Genomic DNA, 15,337 nt, shown 5'->3' with positions numbered 1-15,337 from the left:
TATTTATTAGGGAAAGAGGAGGATACATATAATGAAAATGATGGATGCACATGAAATTATTTCTTTTATCAGCAACAGCACGAAATCAACGCCAGTGAAGGTCTATGTGAAAGGTGAGCTTGCTGGTATCGACTTTGGTGCGAACGCAAAATCATTTATTGAAGGCAATTCTGGTGTTGTTTTCGGTGAGTGGGCTGAGATTTCTGAAGCGATTAAAAATAACGAAGACAAAATCGCTGATTATGTGGTAGAAAATGACCGCCGCAACTCTGCTATTCCGTTATTAGATTTAAAAGGTATTAAAGCTCGCATTGAGCCAGGCGCGATCATTCGTGACCAAGTGGAAATTGGTGATAATGCCGTTATTATGATGGGCGCTTCTATTAATATTGGTTCTGTGATTGGTGAAGGAACAATGATTGATATGAATGCTGTTCTTGGCGGCCGTGCGACAGTTGGAAAGAACTGCCACGTAGGTGCCGGAGCTGTTTTAGCAGGTGTCATTGAGCCGCCTTCAGCCAAGCCAGTTGTGCTTGAAGATGATGTGCTAATTGGAGCTAACGCTGTTGTATTAGAAGGCGTAACAATCGGTGAAGGATCAGTAGTCGGAGCTGGAGCTATCGTCACTCAAGATGTTCCTCCGTTTTCTGTAGCTGCAGGAGCCCCAGCTAAAGTGATTAAAAAAATCGATGACAAAACAAAATCCAAAACAGAAATTATGCAAGAACTTAGAAAACTGTAAAACAAATAGGAGACTCCTGTGAGTGTACTTACTATTTGATAATGACAAGCGTGAGCTATTCGCTCACGCTTGTTTTTTAAGTGAGGAGAGTGTAACCGTGAGTAATAAAACATTTGTAGATATTAGACGCGACCTTCATCAAATTCCTGAGCTTGGCTTTCAGGAGTTTAAGACTCAGGCGTATTTACTGAAATATTTGCATTCTTTAAAGCAGGATCGAATGGATATCCAAACGTGGAAAACAGGTTTGATTGTGAAAGTGCATGGAAAGAACCCTAAGCAAACGATCGGCTACCGGGCGGATATTGATGGCCTGCCGATAGAGGAAGAAACGAACTTGCCGTTTCATTCGCTTCATAAAGGGAATATGCATGCTTGCGGTCATGATTTTCATATGAGCATCGCGCTTGGCATCCTGACACATATTGTGAATCATCCAATTAATGATGACATAGTCTTTATTTTTCAGCCGGCAGAAGAAGGGCCGGGCGGAGCTGAACCGATGATGAACAGCGAGGAATTAAAGAAGTGGAAACTAGATCAGGTATTTGCCTTGCATATTGCGCCTGAATATCCAGTTGGCACAATCGCAACGAAAGAAGGCCTGCTGTTTGCGAATACATCCGAGCTATTTATTGATCTAAAGGGAAAAGGCGGTCATGCAGCCTATCCTCATCACACGAAAGACATGGTGGTTGCTGCGGCTCACTTAATCACACAGCTGCAGACGATTGTATCTCGTAATGTCGATCCTTTAGACAGTGCGGTTGTTACGATAGGAAAATTAACAAGCGGAACCGTTCAAAACATCATTGCTGAAAAAGCGAGGCTTGAAGGAACGATTCGTACCCTTTCGGCTGAATCAATGACGGAAACCAAAAAAAGAATTGAAGCTGTAGTAAAGGGAATTGAGGTGGCTTTTGAATGTGAGGCAGCGATCGATTACGGCAGCAATTATTATCAAGTGAATAATGATCCTGCTGTAACGGAATCATTTGTTCAGTTTATGTCTGAAAAGGAAGAGATTAATCTCGTTCTATGCAAAGAAGCAATGACTGGAGAAGATTTCGGCTATATGTTAAAGGAAGTGCCTGGTCTTATGTTCTGGCTTGGCGTAGCTTCTGAATATGGCCTGCATCATTCAAAGTTAAACCCTAATGAACAAGCGATTGAAGTAGCCATCGATGCGGTGTGCAGTTATTTTCATCATTTAAGTGAACAATGAATCTGTAACAAAACAGAATAAACAGCATCAGCCCAATCCTTGCTAAAAAGATCCATTTCTGCATACTTATCATTTTGAAGCCGAATGTAAACATGATAAAATTGTAAATGGAAATGGCGGTTAGGATTAAAAATTCTGGGAAGAATAATATAATGAGAGTTGTTCGTATTATAATGATTTCTAATTTAAAATTATTATAATTAACTGTTGACTCCTTGTACTATTTGATTTAGAATATAACTTGTGAATGAAAGTAATTGAGAATAAATCATTGCTTTCTCAATTAATTATATTTTTGGAGGGATTTTTAGTTATGGCAGAACGTATGGTAGGTAAACAAGCTCCACGCTTTGAAATGGATGCAGTACTAGCTAACAAAGAATTTGGTAAAGTAAGCTTAGAAGAAAACATCAAAAACGGTAAATGGACTGTATTATACTTCTACCCAATGGACTTTACATTCGTATGTCCGACAGAAATCACTTCTTTATCTGACCGTTATGACGAATTTGAAGATTTAGATGCTGAAATCATCGGAGTATCTACTGATACGATTCACACTCACTTAGCATGGATCAACACAGACCGCAAAGACAATGGTCTTGGAGATCTTAAATATCCATTAGCTGCTGATACAAACCACATTGTGTCTCGCGACTATGGCGTACTTATTGAAGAAGAAGGAATTGCGCTTCGCGGATTATTCATCATCAATCCTGAAGGTGAACTTCAATACCAAGTTGTTAACCACAACAACATTGGCCGTGACGTAGATGAAACACTACGTGTTCTTCAAGCTCTTCAAACTGGCGGACTTTGCCCAGCTAACTGGAAGCCAGGACAAAAAACTCTATAATTTTAAACAGACAGCTGAACACCATATCGCTTGATCGCTGAGCGGTGTGATGATATAGGTTAGTCAGCTTGCCTTCGTATAAGGCGATATATATAAAGACCTAACAATTGCTGTTAGGTCTTTTTTCAAAACAAGGAGGTCGTAATCATGAAATTAAGACAGCCAATGCCTGAATTAAATGGTGCTGTGGAATGGTTGAACGGTGAAGTAACGAAATCAGATTTAATCGGCGAGAAGCCGACATTGATCCACTTTTGGTCTGTAAGCTGCCATTTATGTAAGGAAGCTATGCCACAGGTAAATGGTTTCCGCGATGAATATAAGGACAAATTAAACGTAGTGGCCGTTCATATGCCTCGTTCTGAAGATGACCTAGATCTAGAGCTGATCAAAAAAACAGCCGCGGAGCATGAAATTACTCAGCCGATTTTTGTCGACAGTGAACACAAACTAACTGAGGCGTTCGAAAATCAGTACGTTCCAGCGTACTATGTATTTGATAAAGATGGAAACCTGCGTCATTTCCAAGCAGGCGGAAGCGGAATGAAGATGCTTGAAAAACGCGTGAACCGGGTACTGGATGAAATGGAGAAGGCAGAATAATAAATAATAAATGAGAGAAGACCGGTTTTTTAAGCTGGTCTTTCTTTACGGATAAGTTTGTGAAAAGAGTCACAAAATATTCACGAAAAACACATCAGTTGAACAAATTTGCGTTTTAAAATGAAGAAAGAGTGATATTTATCACATATATACTTCATTTTAACAGGGGGGCTTTAAATGGAACTCGATAGCGTCATGCTGAGCAGAATGCTGACTTCCATGACTTTGATTTTTCATATCATATTTGCGACCATTGGTGTTGGGGTTCCAATTATGATTTCGATTGCCGAATTTATTGGAATTAAACGAAATGACTCCTATTATTTGCTGCTGGCTCGCAGGTGGGCTCGAGGATTTACGATAACGGTAGCGGTTGGGGTAGTAACAGGAACGGCCATCGGATTACAGCTTTCGCTTCTATGGCCAAGCTTCATGGAAGTAGCAGGTCAAGTGATTGCACTGCCTCTTTTCATGGAAACATTCGCTTTCTTCTTTGAAGCGATCTTCCTGGGGATTTATCTGTACACATGGGATCGATTTAAAAATCAGATGACACATTGGCTATTGACGATTCCGGTCATGATCGGTTCGTCTGCCTCTGCTTTATTCATTACAACTGTGAACGCATTTATGAATACACCGCAAGGGTTCGATCTAGAGAATGGCAAAGCCGTGAATATTGATCCAATTGCGGCTATGTTTAACCCAGCGACTCCATCTAAGGTGTTTCATGTATTGACCTCATCGTATATGACATCAGCAGCGATCTTAGCCGCTATTGCCGCGTTTGCGATTCTTAGAGGGAAAAGAGGAACATATGAAAGAAAGGCACTTCGTCTTACAATGATATGTACCTTTATCTTTGCGGGTCTAACGGCTGTAGCAGGAGATGTATCTGCTAAGTTTTTAGCAGAGGTGCAGCCGGAGAAACTGGCAGCAGCTGAATGGCATTTCGAAACTGAATCTAATGCAGATCTCATTCTTTTCGGTACGCTTGATGAGAATAATGAGGTGAAGAATGAGATTCGTCTACCTGGCTTTCTAAGCTTTCTTGCAGGCAGCACCTTTGATACAGAGGTCATTGGCTTGAATGAATTTCCGGAAGATGAACGTCCGCCGCTATGGGTTCATTATATGTTCGATTTAATGGTGAGTATCGGATTTTTCGTATTCGCAGTCGCCGGAATTTATTTGATTATGGATCGAATTAAACGATTCAATGAATTGAATAAGCCGCTGCTCTGGATGATTTTTGCCGGCGGACCGCTCTCGATGCTTGCCATTGAGTTTGGCTGGATTTTCGCTGAGGTAGGGCGCCAGCCGTGGATTCTAAGAGGGTATATGAAGGTGGCAGAAGCCGCTACAACAGGAGATGGTGTAGGATTAACCTTCATTCTCTTCGCTCTTTTATATCTGGTACTCGGTGTCATCTGCGCGGTAGTCTTAATTAAGATGTTCAAAAATGCACCAGCTGAAGCGGAATTAGAACAAAGGTTCCCAAGAAAATAATAGATGAGGGGAGGAGAATGAATTGAATCTAGAACTGCTCGGCATAACCGTTCTTTGGACATTTTTATATGGCTATTTAATTGTAGCTTCCATTGATTTTGGCGCCGGTTTTTTTGCTTATTATGGAAAAATAACGAATAAAGATCATATTATTAACAATTTAATATCGAGGTACTTGTCTCCGGTATGGGAAGTCACTAACGTGTTTTTTGTCTTTTTCTTTGTAGGCATTGTTGGTTTCTTTCCAAGTACAGCCTATTACTATGGCACCGCACTTTTAATTCCCGGCAGTATAGCGATTATTTTGCTGGCCATACGCGGGTCGTTTTATGCATTTGGGAATTACGGATCAAGGGATAATATTATTTATTTGTTTTTATATGGAGCCACCGGTTTATTGATCCCGGCGTCCTTATCAACAGCGTTAACCATTTCAGAAGGCGGCTTTTTAAGTGTAGACGATAATAAAGTCACATTTTTAACGAAAGAGCTGCTGACAAGCCCTTACTCTTGGAGTGTGGTTGCCTTATCGATTGTTTCCGTGCTATTTATCAGTGCCGCGTTTTTAACGTATTATGCAGATCGTGCCAATGATTCAGAAGCTCGAAATATTCTAAGGCGATTCTCGTTATTTTGGAGTCCGCCAACGATTATTGCCAGCTTGTTGGTGTTTGTCTCATTGCGTGAACATAACCAGCTGCATTTTGATAAAGCGGTAGGCGAGTACTGGTGGATGTTTGCCTTGTCTTTAATTTGTTTCGGTGCTGCGTCGCTATTGATTTACCAAAAACAAAAATTTGGGACCGCATTTGTATTGGTTATGCTGCAATTCTTTTTCGCTTTCTTCGGCTATGGCGCTTCGCATCTGCCGTATATTCTATATCCGTATATTACTCTGCAAGAGAGCGTAACGAATGAAACGATGGCTACAGCTCTTGTCATAGTGTTTATCCTAGGGCTCTTGATGCTGATCCCATCCCTCTATTTATTGATGAAGCTCTTTTTGTTTGATGCGGATTACATTAAAGGAAATAAAAAGTAAAATAGACGCTTTTCTTCGGTTTTATGTTAAAATATCATGATAAATCTAATATGGTTTGCAGTGGAGGAATTGTCATGAAAAAAGAATTCGTGGTCATTGGATTAGGTCGTTTTGGCGGAAGCATCTGCCGGGCTTTATCTGAACAGGGGATGGAAGTAATGGCGATTGATGTCGATGAAGACCGGGTCAATGAATTCGCAGCTATTGCTTCGCATGCGGTAGTAGCTGATACTACCGATGAATCCGTCTTAAAAAGTCTTGGAATCCGCAACTTTGATCATGTGATTGTTGCCATTGGTGATGATATTCAATCCAGTATTTTAACAACCTTGATGCTTAAAGAGATTGGGGTCAACAGAATTACAGCCAAAGCACAAAACGATTATCATGAAAAAGTGTTAAGGAAGATCGGAGCGGATCAAGTAGTCCATCCTGAACGTGACATGGGGAAGAGGATTGCTCATAATATTGTTTCTAATAATGTGCTTGATTATCTGGAATTATCAGATGAACACTCCATTGTGGAGATTGTAGCCAATGAATTATTGTCTGGACACACGTTAATTGATCTTGATATTCGTGCGAAATACGGCATTAATATCGTAGCTATTAAACGCGGGAAAGATATATTGGTCTCACCGCAAGCGGATGAATCGATCCGCCAAGGGGATATTTTAATTGTGATTGGTGCAGATTCAGATATTAGCCGGTTTGAGAAGAAAGTAATGAATGGGTAACACATAATAGAATAAAAAAAACGAGCCGCAGGGCTCGTTTTTTTTATACCTCCATAATGATTGGCAGAATCATTGGACGGCGTTTTGTTTTCTCATATAAGAATGGAGAAAGCGTATCGATAATTTCATTTTTAATTTCAGACCATTGTGTTGTTTTACGGTCAAGCACTTTATGGATATGTTTGTTTAACATGGATTGTGCTTCATAAATGAGGTCGCCTGATTCACGCATATAAACAAATCCACGAGAGATTATATCAGGGCCTGCTTCGACTTTATAATCCTTCATGTTAATGCTGACTACGACCACTACTAGTCCTTCTTCAGAAAGGATTCTTCGGTCACGCAATACGATATTTCCGATATCGCCAATTCCGCTGCCATCAATATAGACAGAACCTGAAGGAACTTTACCGGCAATCGATGCTTGGTCTTTTCCTAAAGCAAGCACTTCGCCATTATCCATTAAGAAGCAATTTTCTTCAGGCACACCGCAGTCATTCGCAAGCTGTGCATGCATTCGCTGCATCCGGTATTCACCGTGGATCGGCATAAAGTATTTAGGTTTAATTAGACGAAGCATAAGCTTTTGCTCTTCTTGTCCACCATGTCCTGATGTGTGAATGTCGCTTAGTGAACCATGAATAACGTCGGCTCCAGCGCGGAACAAAGCGTTAATTGTGCGGTTGACACTAATGGTGTTTCCTGGGATTGGTGATGAAGAAAAGACAACGGTGTCTCCTGGCTGAATTTGAATTTGGCGATGCGTTCCGTTCGCAATTCTTGAAAGAGCAGCCATTGGCTCACCTTGAGATCCTGTACATAAAATGGTGACTTTATTCGCAGGAAGACGGTTCAGCTGATGAGTATCAATGAACGTATCCTTTGGCGCATTAATATAGCCTAATTCTTGTCCAATATTAATGGCAGCTTCCATACTGCGTCCGAATACAGCGACTTTTCTGCCGTTTTCTACAGCGGACTCTACCACTTGCTGCAGGCGGTGGATATTAGAAGCGAAAGTAGCAAAGATAATTCTTCCTTCTACTTTTCTAAAGATATCCTGAATGCTTTCACCTACTCGGCGTTCAGACATCGTAAAGTTAGGCACTTCGCTGTTTGTACTGTCTGACAGTAAACAAAGAACGCCGTCTTTACCGATTTCGGCCATTTTAGTTAAGTTAGCCGGCTCACCTACAGGAGTAAAATCAAACTTGAAGTCACCTGTATGCACAATGTTTCCTGGCGGAGTTTTAACTACTACACCATATGAATCAGGAATGCTATGTGTGGTGCGGAAGAACGTCACAGATGTTTTTCTGAATTTGATAATATCATCTTCGTGAATTTCGTGTAATCTAGTCTGGCGCAATAAACCGTGTTCTTCGAGTTTATTTCTTAATAGTCCTAACGCCAGCTTCCCGCCGTATACAGGAATATTCACTTTTCTTAATAAATATGGGATCCCGCCGATGTGGTCTTCATGACCGTGGGTAATAAATAAACCTTTAATTTTATCTTCGTTCTTTTCTAAGTACGTATAATCAGGAATGACATAATCAATGCCGAGCAATTCATCTTCCGGGAATTTAATTCCGGCATCAATTAAGATAATTTCGTCTTGGAATTGAACTGCATACGTATTTTTTCCGATCTCGCCCAAGCCGCCCAGGGCAAATACCGCTGTTTGATCATTTTTAACAAATTTCATACTATTACAGCTGCTCCACTTTGTAGTTCGGAGACTGCTTTTCGTACTCTAAGAATGAGTTAGCAACTTTTTGAACGAACTCAATATTGTATGGGCGGCTTTTTAGGGCATGGCGGACTTCACGCTCAGACCCGGCTTCAGTATAAAGTACTCTTGTGTTTTCACGTACAGGAACTTCGTTTTTCTTCTCTTGGTAATACACTTTAAAAATCATTTAATTCTCTCCTTATCCGAGTTATATATCTAAACTGTGCAAACTAAATACGTACATTTAGCTTAACAGTTCTTCTAACGGTTCATTTATTCATGTTTTCATTATATAGATAAAGGGAAAAATTTTCATTATTTTAGATTCCCTAATCTTAGCTCATTTTAAACTAGTATAAACTATTTTTGGATTTATACACAAAGACAGCCCTTCATAAAGGAAGGGCTCAACCATTCTTTATTATGCGATTGATTTTCTTCTGAGCATATCTCTCCACTGTCTTTTGAGCTTTTTTCTCAGCTTTTTCAACATAGTGGATCACTCCTTGCTTTTATTTTATCACAGGTTTGTCTAAATATAAAGCGCCTGTCCATTGGCGTACTGATTTCTGTTTATAGTATGCAGAATGAAGCTCTGTTTTATTTGTGGGTTTTTATGGAAACTGCATAAAAGGATAGTGAACAGATGATTTGACTTTTGCTGTCATCTCGGATAATTTGAACTCGAATCCAATTAGATAATGAGGAGACAAACAAATGAAAAAATTAGTCTTTTTTGATATAGACGGAACGCTTTATGATCGTGACAAACGACTTCCTGAGAAAACAAAAGAAGCCTTGCAGCTTCTAAGAGAGAAGGGTGTTTACACAGCGATTGCCACAGGGCGAGCCCCTTTTATGTATGAAGACTTAAGAAAAGAGCTCGATATCCATTCGTTTGTCAGTTTCAACGGGCAGTACGTAGTCTTTGAAGATGAGGTTATTTATTTAAATCCACTGGCAGTTGCACCGCTCGAAAAGCTAGCAGGAGAAGCCAAGAAAAAACAGCATCCATTAGTCTACATGAATGAAGCAACGATGAAAGCAAGTCATAAAGATCATGCTCATATAGAAGAAAGTCTGCGTTCGCTTAAATTTAACTATCCAGACCAGCATGACGAATTCTATAAAGAGAGTGAATTGTACCAGTCTTTAGTCTTTTGTGAAGAAAAAGATGAGGATTATTATAGAGAGAACTATCCTGAATTCACCTTTATCCGCTGGCATAAATACTCGGTCGATATTTTACCTGCAGGAGGTTCAAAAGCGGAAGGGATTAAGAAGATGATGGAACGTCTCGATTTTGACATTGAAAATGTCTATGCATTTGGAGACGGATTAAATGATAGAGAAATGCTTCAAATGGTAGGCACTGGAGTAGCGATGGGCAATGCATTGCCTGAAGTGAAGAAATGCGCGGACCTCGTAACAGACGATGTAGAAGAAGATGGGATCTATAATGGACTGAAAAAATTAGGACTGATTTAAACAAAAAAACAAGCCCCCGGGCTTGTTTTTTTATCGCTCAATAGCGATGGCACCATCTAATATTTTGAAAGGCTGATTATGATCGATATGATCATAGAACATGACACCGTTTAAATGATCGATTTCATGCTGAAAAACAATCGCAGGCATTCCTTTGAGACGGAGCTTTACTTCTTCTCCTTCGAGTGTCGTGCCTTTTACTGTTATGCGGGCATAACGATGTACATAGCCAGGTACATCTCGATCGACGGACAGGCAGCCTTCACCTGTCGTTAAATACGCCATCTCCACTGAATGGCTGACAACTTTAGGGTTATATAGAGCGTAACTCCATTGTTTTCCTTCTTCATCATTTACTTGCACGGCAATCATTCGCTTCGCTATTCCTATTTGAGGAGCGGCAAGGCCTACACCGGGCCGAAGCTGATATTTTCCTGCTATAGCAGGATCTTGACTATTTTGAACATATTCCATTAAACCGCTAAGTATTTCTTTATCTTCTTCACTAGGCGGAAGCTTTACTTCTTCAGCCTTCATGCGAAGAACGGGATGACCCTCGCGAACGATCTCATTCATTGTGATCATATGTATACCTTCTTTCTAACGTCAATTCATACACCTAGTCTACCAAAGAACACAAGAAAAGTTAACGTATGAATAACATTTGGTTTTAATGAGGTAAAATCAGGTTATTTAAAAAATATATTGAATTTAATGAAAAATATACATAGATAAAGTGAGTAGGGAGGGGAAGCAGTGAAGAAGATAGTAAGAGTCACTTTAGGATTCGGGATTTTTCTCTTAGCGGGCTGTGGAGGAACCCCGGAGGAAAAGGCGAAAGAAATCATTGAAAAGACCCGATCAGCAGAAGAACAAAGGGTACATACTCAAATCTCCATGTCTAAGTTAGAATCAAAGGAAAAGGGCATTTTTGAAGAACTAATGAGAATAGATGCTGACAGTACGGATCAATTGAAGGAAGCAGCGAAAAAGGGAAGAGAAAATGTAACGGAGCGTCAAGAAAAAATGAAGGATGAGCAGCAAGCGATGGATCAAGCTGCTAAGGAATTTGCAGAGTTGAAAGAGGTCGTACCAGACATTGAAGATTCGGCTTTAAAGAAGCGGCTAAATCAAATGCAGAAACACATGGCAGAGAGGAATAAAGCTCATAAAGAGATTACACAGCTATATGCAGAAACAACTGAAATTAATTTAGCATTATATGATGCTCTTCAACAAAAAGACACGAAATTCAAGCAAGTGAAAAGTTACATTGCTAAGCTTAATGAAAAGAATAAAGATCTACAAGCCGCGCATAAAACATTTAATAAGCTCACAAAAGAGTTTAATGAACAAAAGAAAGTATTATATGTGGAGAAGTAAATGGTCTGACTGAAAACCATGAAGGAATCCAATTCATGGTTTTTTTCTTTGTTGCAAGGGTAAGGTGTACATGTAGGAAATGGTAAGAAAACTACAAAATCTACTCTATAACAGCTGAAATATCTTTTGGGTTTTTATAATACAGAAGGAGGTGTGGGAGTAGTACAGTTAGTTTTGTTTGAAATAGAATACAATAATTTTTAAAGAAAATAAGGAATTTTATTTGACTATCAATGGATTTTTATTATAAACTAACTTTGCAATTAAAGGTTGTATTAGTGATGTGTTGCGTGAAACTAATACAGTTGATTGAAGTATAAATATATATTATGACTAAACATTTAATCTAATCATGCCATGAGTTGTGTGTATGTATGTTTTTTTAGGGCAAATTACAAAATAGGCATGCACATACTATCAGGATAAGGAAAGGAAGAGGTGACTTTCATGAGTGCTAAAAAGAAGGCACAATTCGATGCAGTGAAAACGCTCGAAACGATTGAAAATCAGTTTGAAATGTTTCAAATTCTAAATGAAGAGGGCGCTGTTGTAAATGAAGAAGCAATGCCTGAATTAACAGATGAACAGCTTCAAGAATTAATGTCTCGTATGGTATATACAAGAATCTTGGATCAGCGTTCGATTTCTTTAAATCGTCAAGGACGTTTAGGATTCTATGCGCCGACAGCTGGACAAGAAGCTTCTCAAATCGCATCTCATTATGCGCTTGAAAAAGAAGATTGGATTCTTCCTGGATACCGTGATGTTCCACAAATTATTTGGCACGGCCTTCCATTATACCAAGCATTTTTATTCTCTCGCGGACACTTCCACGGCAACCAAGTGCCAGAAGGTGTAAATGTACTTGCTCCTCAAATCATCATCGGAGCTCAATACATTCAAAATGCTGGAGTAGCGCTTGGACTTAAGAAACGCGGGAAGAAAGCTGTTGCCGTTACATACACAGGAGACGGCGGTTCTTCACAAGGTGACTTCTATGAAGGAATCAACTTTGCCGGTGCTTATAATGCGCCAGCAGTATTCATCGTACAAAACAACCAGTTTGCGATTTCTACTCCTCGTGAAAAGCAAACAGCAGCAAAAACAATTGCTCAAAAAGGTATCGCAGCCGGAATTCCAAGCATCTTAGTAGATGGTATGGATCCATTAGCTGTTTATACAGCTGTTCGTGATGCACGTGAGCGCGCAATTAACGGTGAAGGTCCTTCACTGATCGAAACTTTGTGCTACCGTTATGGTCCACATACAATGGCTGGAGATGACCCAACTCGCTACCGTGCATCTGATATGGATACTGAGTGGGAAAAGAAAGATCCATTAGTGCGTTTCCGTAAATTCTTAGAAGATAAAGGCTTATGGAACGAAGAGAAAGAAAACGAAGTAATCGAACGCGCGAAAGAAGAAATTAAACAAGCGATCAAAAAAGCGGATGATTATCCAAAACAAAAAGTAACAGATTTAATGTCATTTATGTATGAAGAAATGCCAGTGAATCTGAAAGAACAATACGAAATTTACAAAGAGAAGGAGTCGAAGTAAGCCATGGCGCAAATGACTATGATCCAAGCAATTACGGATGCTCTGCGCACTGAACTAAAGAACGATGAGAATGTATTGGTCTTTGGTGAAGACGTGGGAGTAAACGGTGGGGTTTTCCGTGCGACGGAAGGACTTCAAAAAGAATTCGGTGAAGATAGAGTGTTTGATACACCGCTTGCTGAATCCGGTATCGGCGGACTTGCGGTTGGACTTGCTCTTGAAGGATTTCGCCCAGTTCCTGAGATTCAATTCTTTGGCTTCGTATTTGAAGTAATGGACTCTGTCAGCGGCCAGCTGGCACGTATGCGTTACCGTTCAGGCGGAACATATTCCGCGCCTGTAACAATCCGCTCACCATTTGGAGGCGGTGTTCACACACCTGAACTTCACGCGGACAGCTTAGAAGGACTTGTTGCCCAGCAGCCTGGACTGAAAGTGGTTATCCCTTCAACTCCTTACGATGCGAAAGGTTTATTGATCGCTTCTATTCGTGACAATGACCCGGTTATTTTCTTAGAGCATATGAAATTATACCGTTCATTCAGACAAGAAGTGCCTGAGGAAGAGTATACAATTCCACTAGGCAAAGCAGAAGTAAAGCGTGAAGGAACAGACTTATCTATTATTACTTACGGAGCAATGGTGCATGAATCCATTAAAGCTGCGGAAGAGTTGGAAAAAGAAGGCCACTCTGTAGAAGTAGTAGATTTGCGTACTGTACAGCCGCTTGATATTGAAACAATCATCGCATCTGTTGAAAAAACAGGCCGCGCCATTGTTGTTCAAGAAGCGCAAAAACAAGCAGGTATTGCAGCGAACGTAGTAGCTGAAATCAACGACCGTGCGATCTTAAGCCTTGAAGCACCAGTATTGCGTGTAGCAGCAGCAGATACAGTATTCCCATTCTCACAAGCAGAACCAATCTGGCTGCCTAACTATAAAGACGTAAAAGAAACAGCGAAAAAAGTACTTGAATTTTAATTGAATTAAACTGCCATGGAGAGTCGGATTAATCCGGCTTTCCTGGTCTTTTTCCATAATTAAAATCATTTTGATCATATATTTATAATTATTTTTTAGGAGGATGAATACTTTGGCATTCGAATTTAGATTACCGGACATTGGTGAAGGTATCCACGAAGGCGAGATCGTTAAGTGGTTTGTTAAATCGGGCGATCAAGTAGCAGAAGACGATGTGCTTTGTGAAGTACAAAACGACAAAGCGGTTGTAGAAATTCCATCTCCTGTAGCTGGTACGGTTGAAGATATTCTTGTTGAAGAAGGTACAGTAGCGGTAGTGGGCGATGTACTTATTAAGTTTGATGCACCGGGATATGAAGACCTTAAATTTAAAGGCGACCACGGTGATGAAGAAAAAACGGAATCACAAGTTCAATCGACTCTTGAAGCAGGTCAAGATGTAGAGAAAGAACAAGCTCCTGAAGATAAGCCAGCAGGCGAAACAGGTGCCGGCGAACAGCCACAAGTGCAAGAGGCAGATGTTGACCCTAACCGCCGTATTGTTGCGATGCCATCAGTACGTAAATATGCTCGCGAAAAAGGCGTGGATATTCGCCAAGTATCTGGTTCTGGAAAAAATGACCGTGTCTTGAAAGAAGATATCGATGCATTTGTTTCCGGCGGCGGAAAAGCTCCTGAAGCACCAGCAGCTGAATCGAAGACTGAAAAAGCAGCAGAAACGAATGAACCTAAAGCAGCGGCAGCGAAAGCGGCACCGCCTGAAGGTGAATACCCAGAAACTCGCGAGAAAATGAGCGGTATGAGAAAAGCAATTGCTAAGGCAATGGTTAACTCTAAACATACAGCTCCTCACGTAACATTAATGGATGAAATTGATGTAACTAAACTTTGGGCGCACCGTAAAAAGTTCAAAGAAGTGGCTGCGGAAAAAGGTGTCAAACTGACATTCCTTCCATACGTAGTAAAAGCTTTAACAAGCGCACTTCGTGAATATCCAGCTCTTAATACTTCTATCGATGATGAAGCAGGCGAAATCATCCAGAAGCATTACTACAACATTGGAATTGCTGCAGATACAGACAAAGGCTTAATGGTGCCTGTTGTTAAAAATGCAGATCGCAAGTCCATGTTCACGATTTCTAATGAAATTAATGAATTAGCAGGGAAAGCTCGCGACGGCAAATTGGCAGCAGATGAAATGAAAGGTGCTTCATGCACGATCACGAACATCGGTTCCGCTGGCGGACAATGGTTTACACCTGTTATTAACCACCCAGAAGTCGCTATTTTAGGAATTGGCAGAATTTCTGAAAAACCTGTAGTAAAAAATGGTGAAATTGTAGCTGCACCTGTGTTAGCATTATCATTGAGCTTTGATCACCGTATGATTGATGGGGCTACGGCTCAAAATGCGTTAAATCATATTAAACGCTTATTGAACGACCCTGAATTACTATTAATGGAGGCGTAATA

General features: G+C 40.4%; 15 protein-coding genes. 12 read left to right on the top strand and 3 right to left on the bottom strand.

The window, feature by feature from the left end:
• The first annotated feature begins 31 nt into the window (after nt 1-31).
• The 7 genes from dapD (at nt 32) to JOC78_RS01055 (ending at nt 6,714) form a co-directional block, all read left to right on the top strand.
• Nucleotides 32-742, top strand: coding sequence for a 2,3,4,5-tetrahydropyridine-2,6-dicarboxylate N-acetyltransferase (dapD, locus tag JOC78_RS01085; protein WP_204552175.1), 711 nt, complete (start codon nt 32-34; stop codon nt 740-742).
• A 97-nt stretch (nt 743-839) separates the two neighbouring features.
• On the top strand, nt 840-1,967 hold the full coding sequence (locus JOC78_RS01080) for an amidohydrolase (protein ID WP_204552173.1): 1,128 nt from the start codon (nt 840-842) through the stop codon (nt 1,965-1,967).
• Between the two features lie 313 nt (nt 1,968-2,280).
• Nucleotides 2,281-2,823, top strand: coding sequence for a peroxiredoxin (locus JOC78_RS01075; protein ID WP_204552171.1), 543 nt, complete (start codon nt 2,281-2,283; stop codon nt 2,821-2,823).
• 147 nt (nt 2,824-2,970) lie between these two features.
• Nucleotides 2,971-3,426 carry a TlpA family protein disulfide reductase gene (locus tag JOC78_RS01070; RefSeq protein WP_204552169.1) on the top strand — a complete coding sequence of 152 codons (456 nt, stop codon included), beginning with the start codon at nt 2,971-2,973 and terminating at the stop codon, nt 3,424-3,426.
• Between the two features lie 177 nt (nt 3,427-3,603).
• Nucleotides 3,604-4,935, top strand: coding sequence for a cytochrome ubiquinol oxidase subunit I (locus tag JOC78_RS01065; protein ID WP_204552167.1), 1,332 nt, complete (start codon nt 3,604-3,606; stop codon nt 4,933-4,935).
• Between the two features lie 22 nt (nt 4,936-4,957).
• Nucleotides 4,958-5,977 (top strand): cytochrome d ubiquinol oxidase subunit II, encoded by a 1,020-nt coding sequence (locus JOC78_RS01060; RefSeq protein ID WP_204552165.1) that lies wholly within the window; start codon nt 4,958-4,960, stop codon nt 5,975-5,977.
• A gap of 74 nt (nt 5,978-6,051) precedes the next feature.
• Nucleotides 6,052-6,714: a potassium channel family protein gene (locus JOC78_RS01055; RefSeq protein WP_204552163.1), complete on the top strand. Its 663-nt coding sequence runs from the start codon at nt 6,052-6,054 to the stop codon at nt 6,712-6,714.
• A 43-nt stretch (nt 6,715-6,757) separates the two neighbouring features.
• Here JOC78_RS01055 and rnjA read toward each other — a convergent pair whose 3' ends face one another.
• Nucleotides 6,758-8,425, bottom strand: coding sequence for a ribonuclease J1 (rnjA, locus tag JOC78_RS01050; protein ID WP_204552161.1), 1,668 nt, complete (start codon nt 8,423-8,425; stop codon nt 6,758-6,760).
• A 4-nt stretch (nt 8,426-8,429) separates the two neighbouring features.
• The gene (locus tag JOC78_RS01045; RefSeq protein ID WP_204552159.1) at nt 8,430-8,639 is read right to left on the bottom strand and encodes a DNA-dependent RNA polymerase subunit epsilon; all 210 of its coding nucleotides are present in this window, start codon (nt 8,637-8,639) and stop codon (nt 8,430-8,432) included.
• A 530-nt stretch (nt 8,640-9,169) separates the two neighbouring features.
• On the opposite strand from JOC78_RS01045, the gene JOC78_RS01040 reads away from it, so the two are divergent.
• Nucleotides 9,170-9,940, top strand: a complete 771-nt coding sequence (locus JOC78_RS01040) for a Cof-type HAD-IIB family hydrolase (RefSeq protein WP_204552157.1) — start codon at nt 9,170-9,172, stop codon at nt 9,938-9,940.
• Nucleotides 9,941-9,970: 30 nt separating this feature from the next.
• Here the strand turns inward: JOC78_RS01040 and def are convergent, their stop codons facing one another.
• Entirely contained in the window at nt 9,971-10,525 is a 555-nt protein-coding gene (def, locus tag JOC78_RS01035) for a peptide deformylase (protein WP_204552155.1), read from the bottom strand.
• Between the two features lie 171 nt (nt 10,526-10,696).
• Here def and JOC78_RS01030 point away from each other — a divergent pair, with 171 nt between their 5' ends.
• The 4 genes from JOC78_RS01030 to JOC78_RS01015 all read left to right on the top strand — a co-directional run bounded on the left by JOC78_RS01030 (nt 10,697) and on the right by JOC78_RS01015 (nt 15,335).
• Nucleotides 10,697-11,323: a YkyA family protein gene (locus JOC78_RS01030; protein ID WP_204552153.1), complete on the top strand. Its 627-nt coding sequence runs from the start codon at nt 10,697-10,699 to the stop codon at nt 11,321-11,323.
• 447 nt (nt 11,324-11,770) lie between these two features.
• Nucleotides 11,771-12,883 (top strand): pyruvate dehydrogenase (acetyl-transferring) E1 component subunit alpha, encoded by a 1,113-nt coding sequence (pdhA, locus tag JOC78_RS01025; RefSeq protein WP_204552152.1) that lies wholly within the window; start codon nt 11,771-11,773, stop codon nt 12,881-12,883.
• A 3-nt stretch (nt 12,884-12,886) separates the two neighbouring features.
• Nucleotides 12,887-13,864: an alpha-ketoacid dehydrogenase subunit beta gene (locus tag JOC78_RS01020; RefSeq protein ID WP_204552150.1), complete on the top strand. Its 978-nt coding sequence runs from the start codon at nt 12,887-12,889 to the stop codon at nt 13,862-13,864.
• Between the two features lie 112 nt (nt 13,865-13,976).
• Nucleotides 13,977-15,335, top strand: a complete 1,359-nt coding sequence (locus tag JOC78_RS01015; RefSeq protein ID WP_204552148.1) for a dihydrolipoamide acetyltransferase family protein — start codon at nt 13,977-13,979, stop codon at nt 15,333-15,335.
• Nucleotides 15,336-15,337 lie beyond the last annotated feature (2 nt).

The organism is Bacillus ectoiniformans (assembly GCF_016908875.1).
Classification (GTDB): Bacteria; Bacillota; Bacilli; order Bacillales; family Domibacillaceae; genus Bacillus_BX; species Bacillus_BX ectoiniformans.
The sequence above is the reverse complement of the archived record's forward strand: the minus strand, read 5'-3'. Positions and strand labels throughout refer to the sequence as shown.

What these genes read in the sequence shown, in the direction of transcription:
- JOC78_RS01045 (WP_204552159.1), bottom strand. Translation starts at nt 8,639, where the DNA reads ATGATTTTTAAAGTGTATTACCAAGAGAAGAAAAACGAAGTTCCTGTA.
- JOC78_RS01075 (WP_204552171.1), top strand. Translation starts at nt 2,281, where the DNA reads ATGGCAGAACGTATGGTAGGTAAACAAGCTCCACGCTTTGAAATGGAT.
- JOC78_RS01040 (WP_204552157.1), top strand. Translation starts at nt 9,170, where the DNA reads ATGAAAAAATTAGTCTTTTTTGATATAGACGGAACGCTTTATGATCGT.
- JOC78_RS01065 (WP_204552167.1), top strand. Translation starts at nt 3,604, where the DNA reads ATGGAACTCGATAGCGTCATGCTGAGCAGAATGCTGACTTCCATGACT.
- dapD (WP_204552175.1), top strand. Translation starts at nt 32, where the DNA reads ATGAAAATGATGGATGCACATGAAATTATTTCTTTTATCAGCAACAGC.
- JOC78_RS01020 (WP_204552150.1), top strand. Translation starts at nt 12,887, where the DNA reads ATGGCGCAAATGACTATGATCCAAGCAATTACGGATGCTCTGCGCACT.
- rnjA (WP_204552161.1), bottom strand. Translation starts at nt 8,425, where the DNA reads ATGAAATTTGTTAAAAATGATCAAACAGCGGTATTTGCCCTGGGCGGC.
- JOC78_RS01070 (WP_204552169.1), top strand. Translation starts at nt 2,971, where the DNA reads ATGAAATTAAGACAGCCAATGCCTGAATTAAATGGTGCTGTGGAATGG.
- def (WP_204552155.1), bottom strand. Translation starts at nt 10,525, where the DNA reads ATGATCACAATGAATGAGATCGTTCGCGAGGGTCATCCCGTTCTTCGC.
- pdhA (WP_204552152.1), top strand. Translation starts at nt 11,771, where the DNA reads ATGAGTGCTAAAAAGAAGGCACAATTCGATGCAGTGAAAACGCTCGAA.
- JOC78_RS01055 (WP_204552163.1), top strand. Translation starts at nt 6,052, where the DNA reads ATGAAAAAAGAATTCGTGGTCATTGGATTAGGTCGTTTTGGCGGAAGC.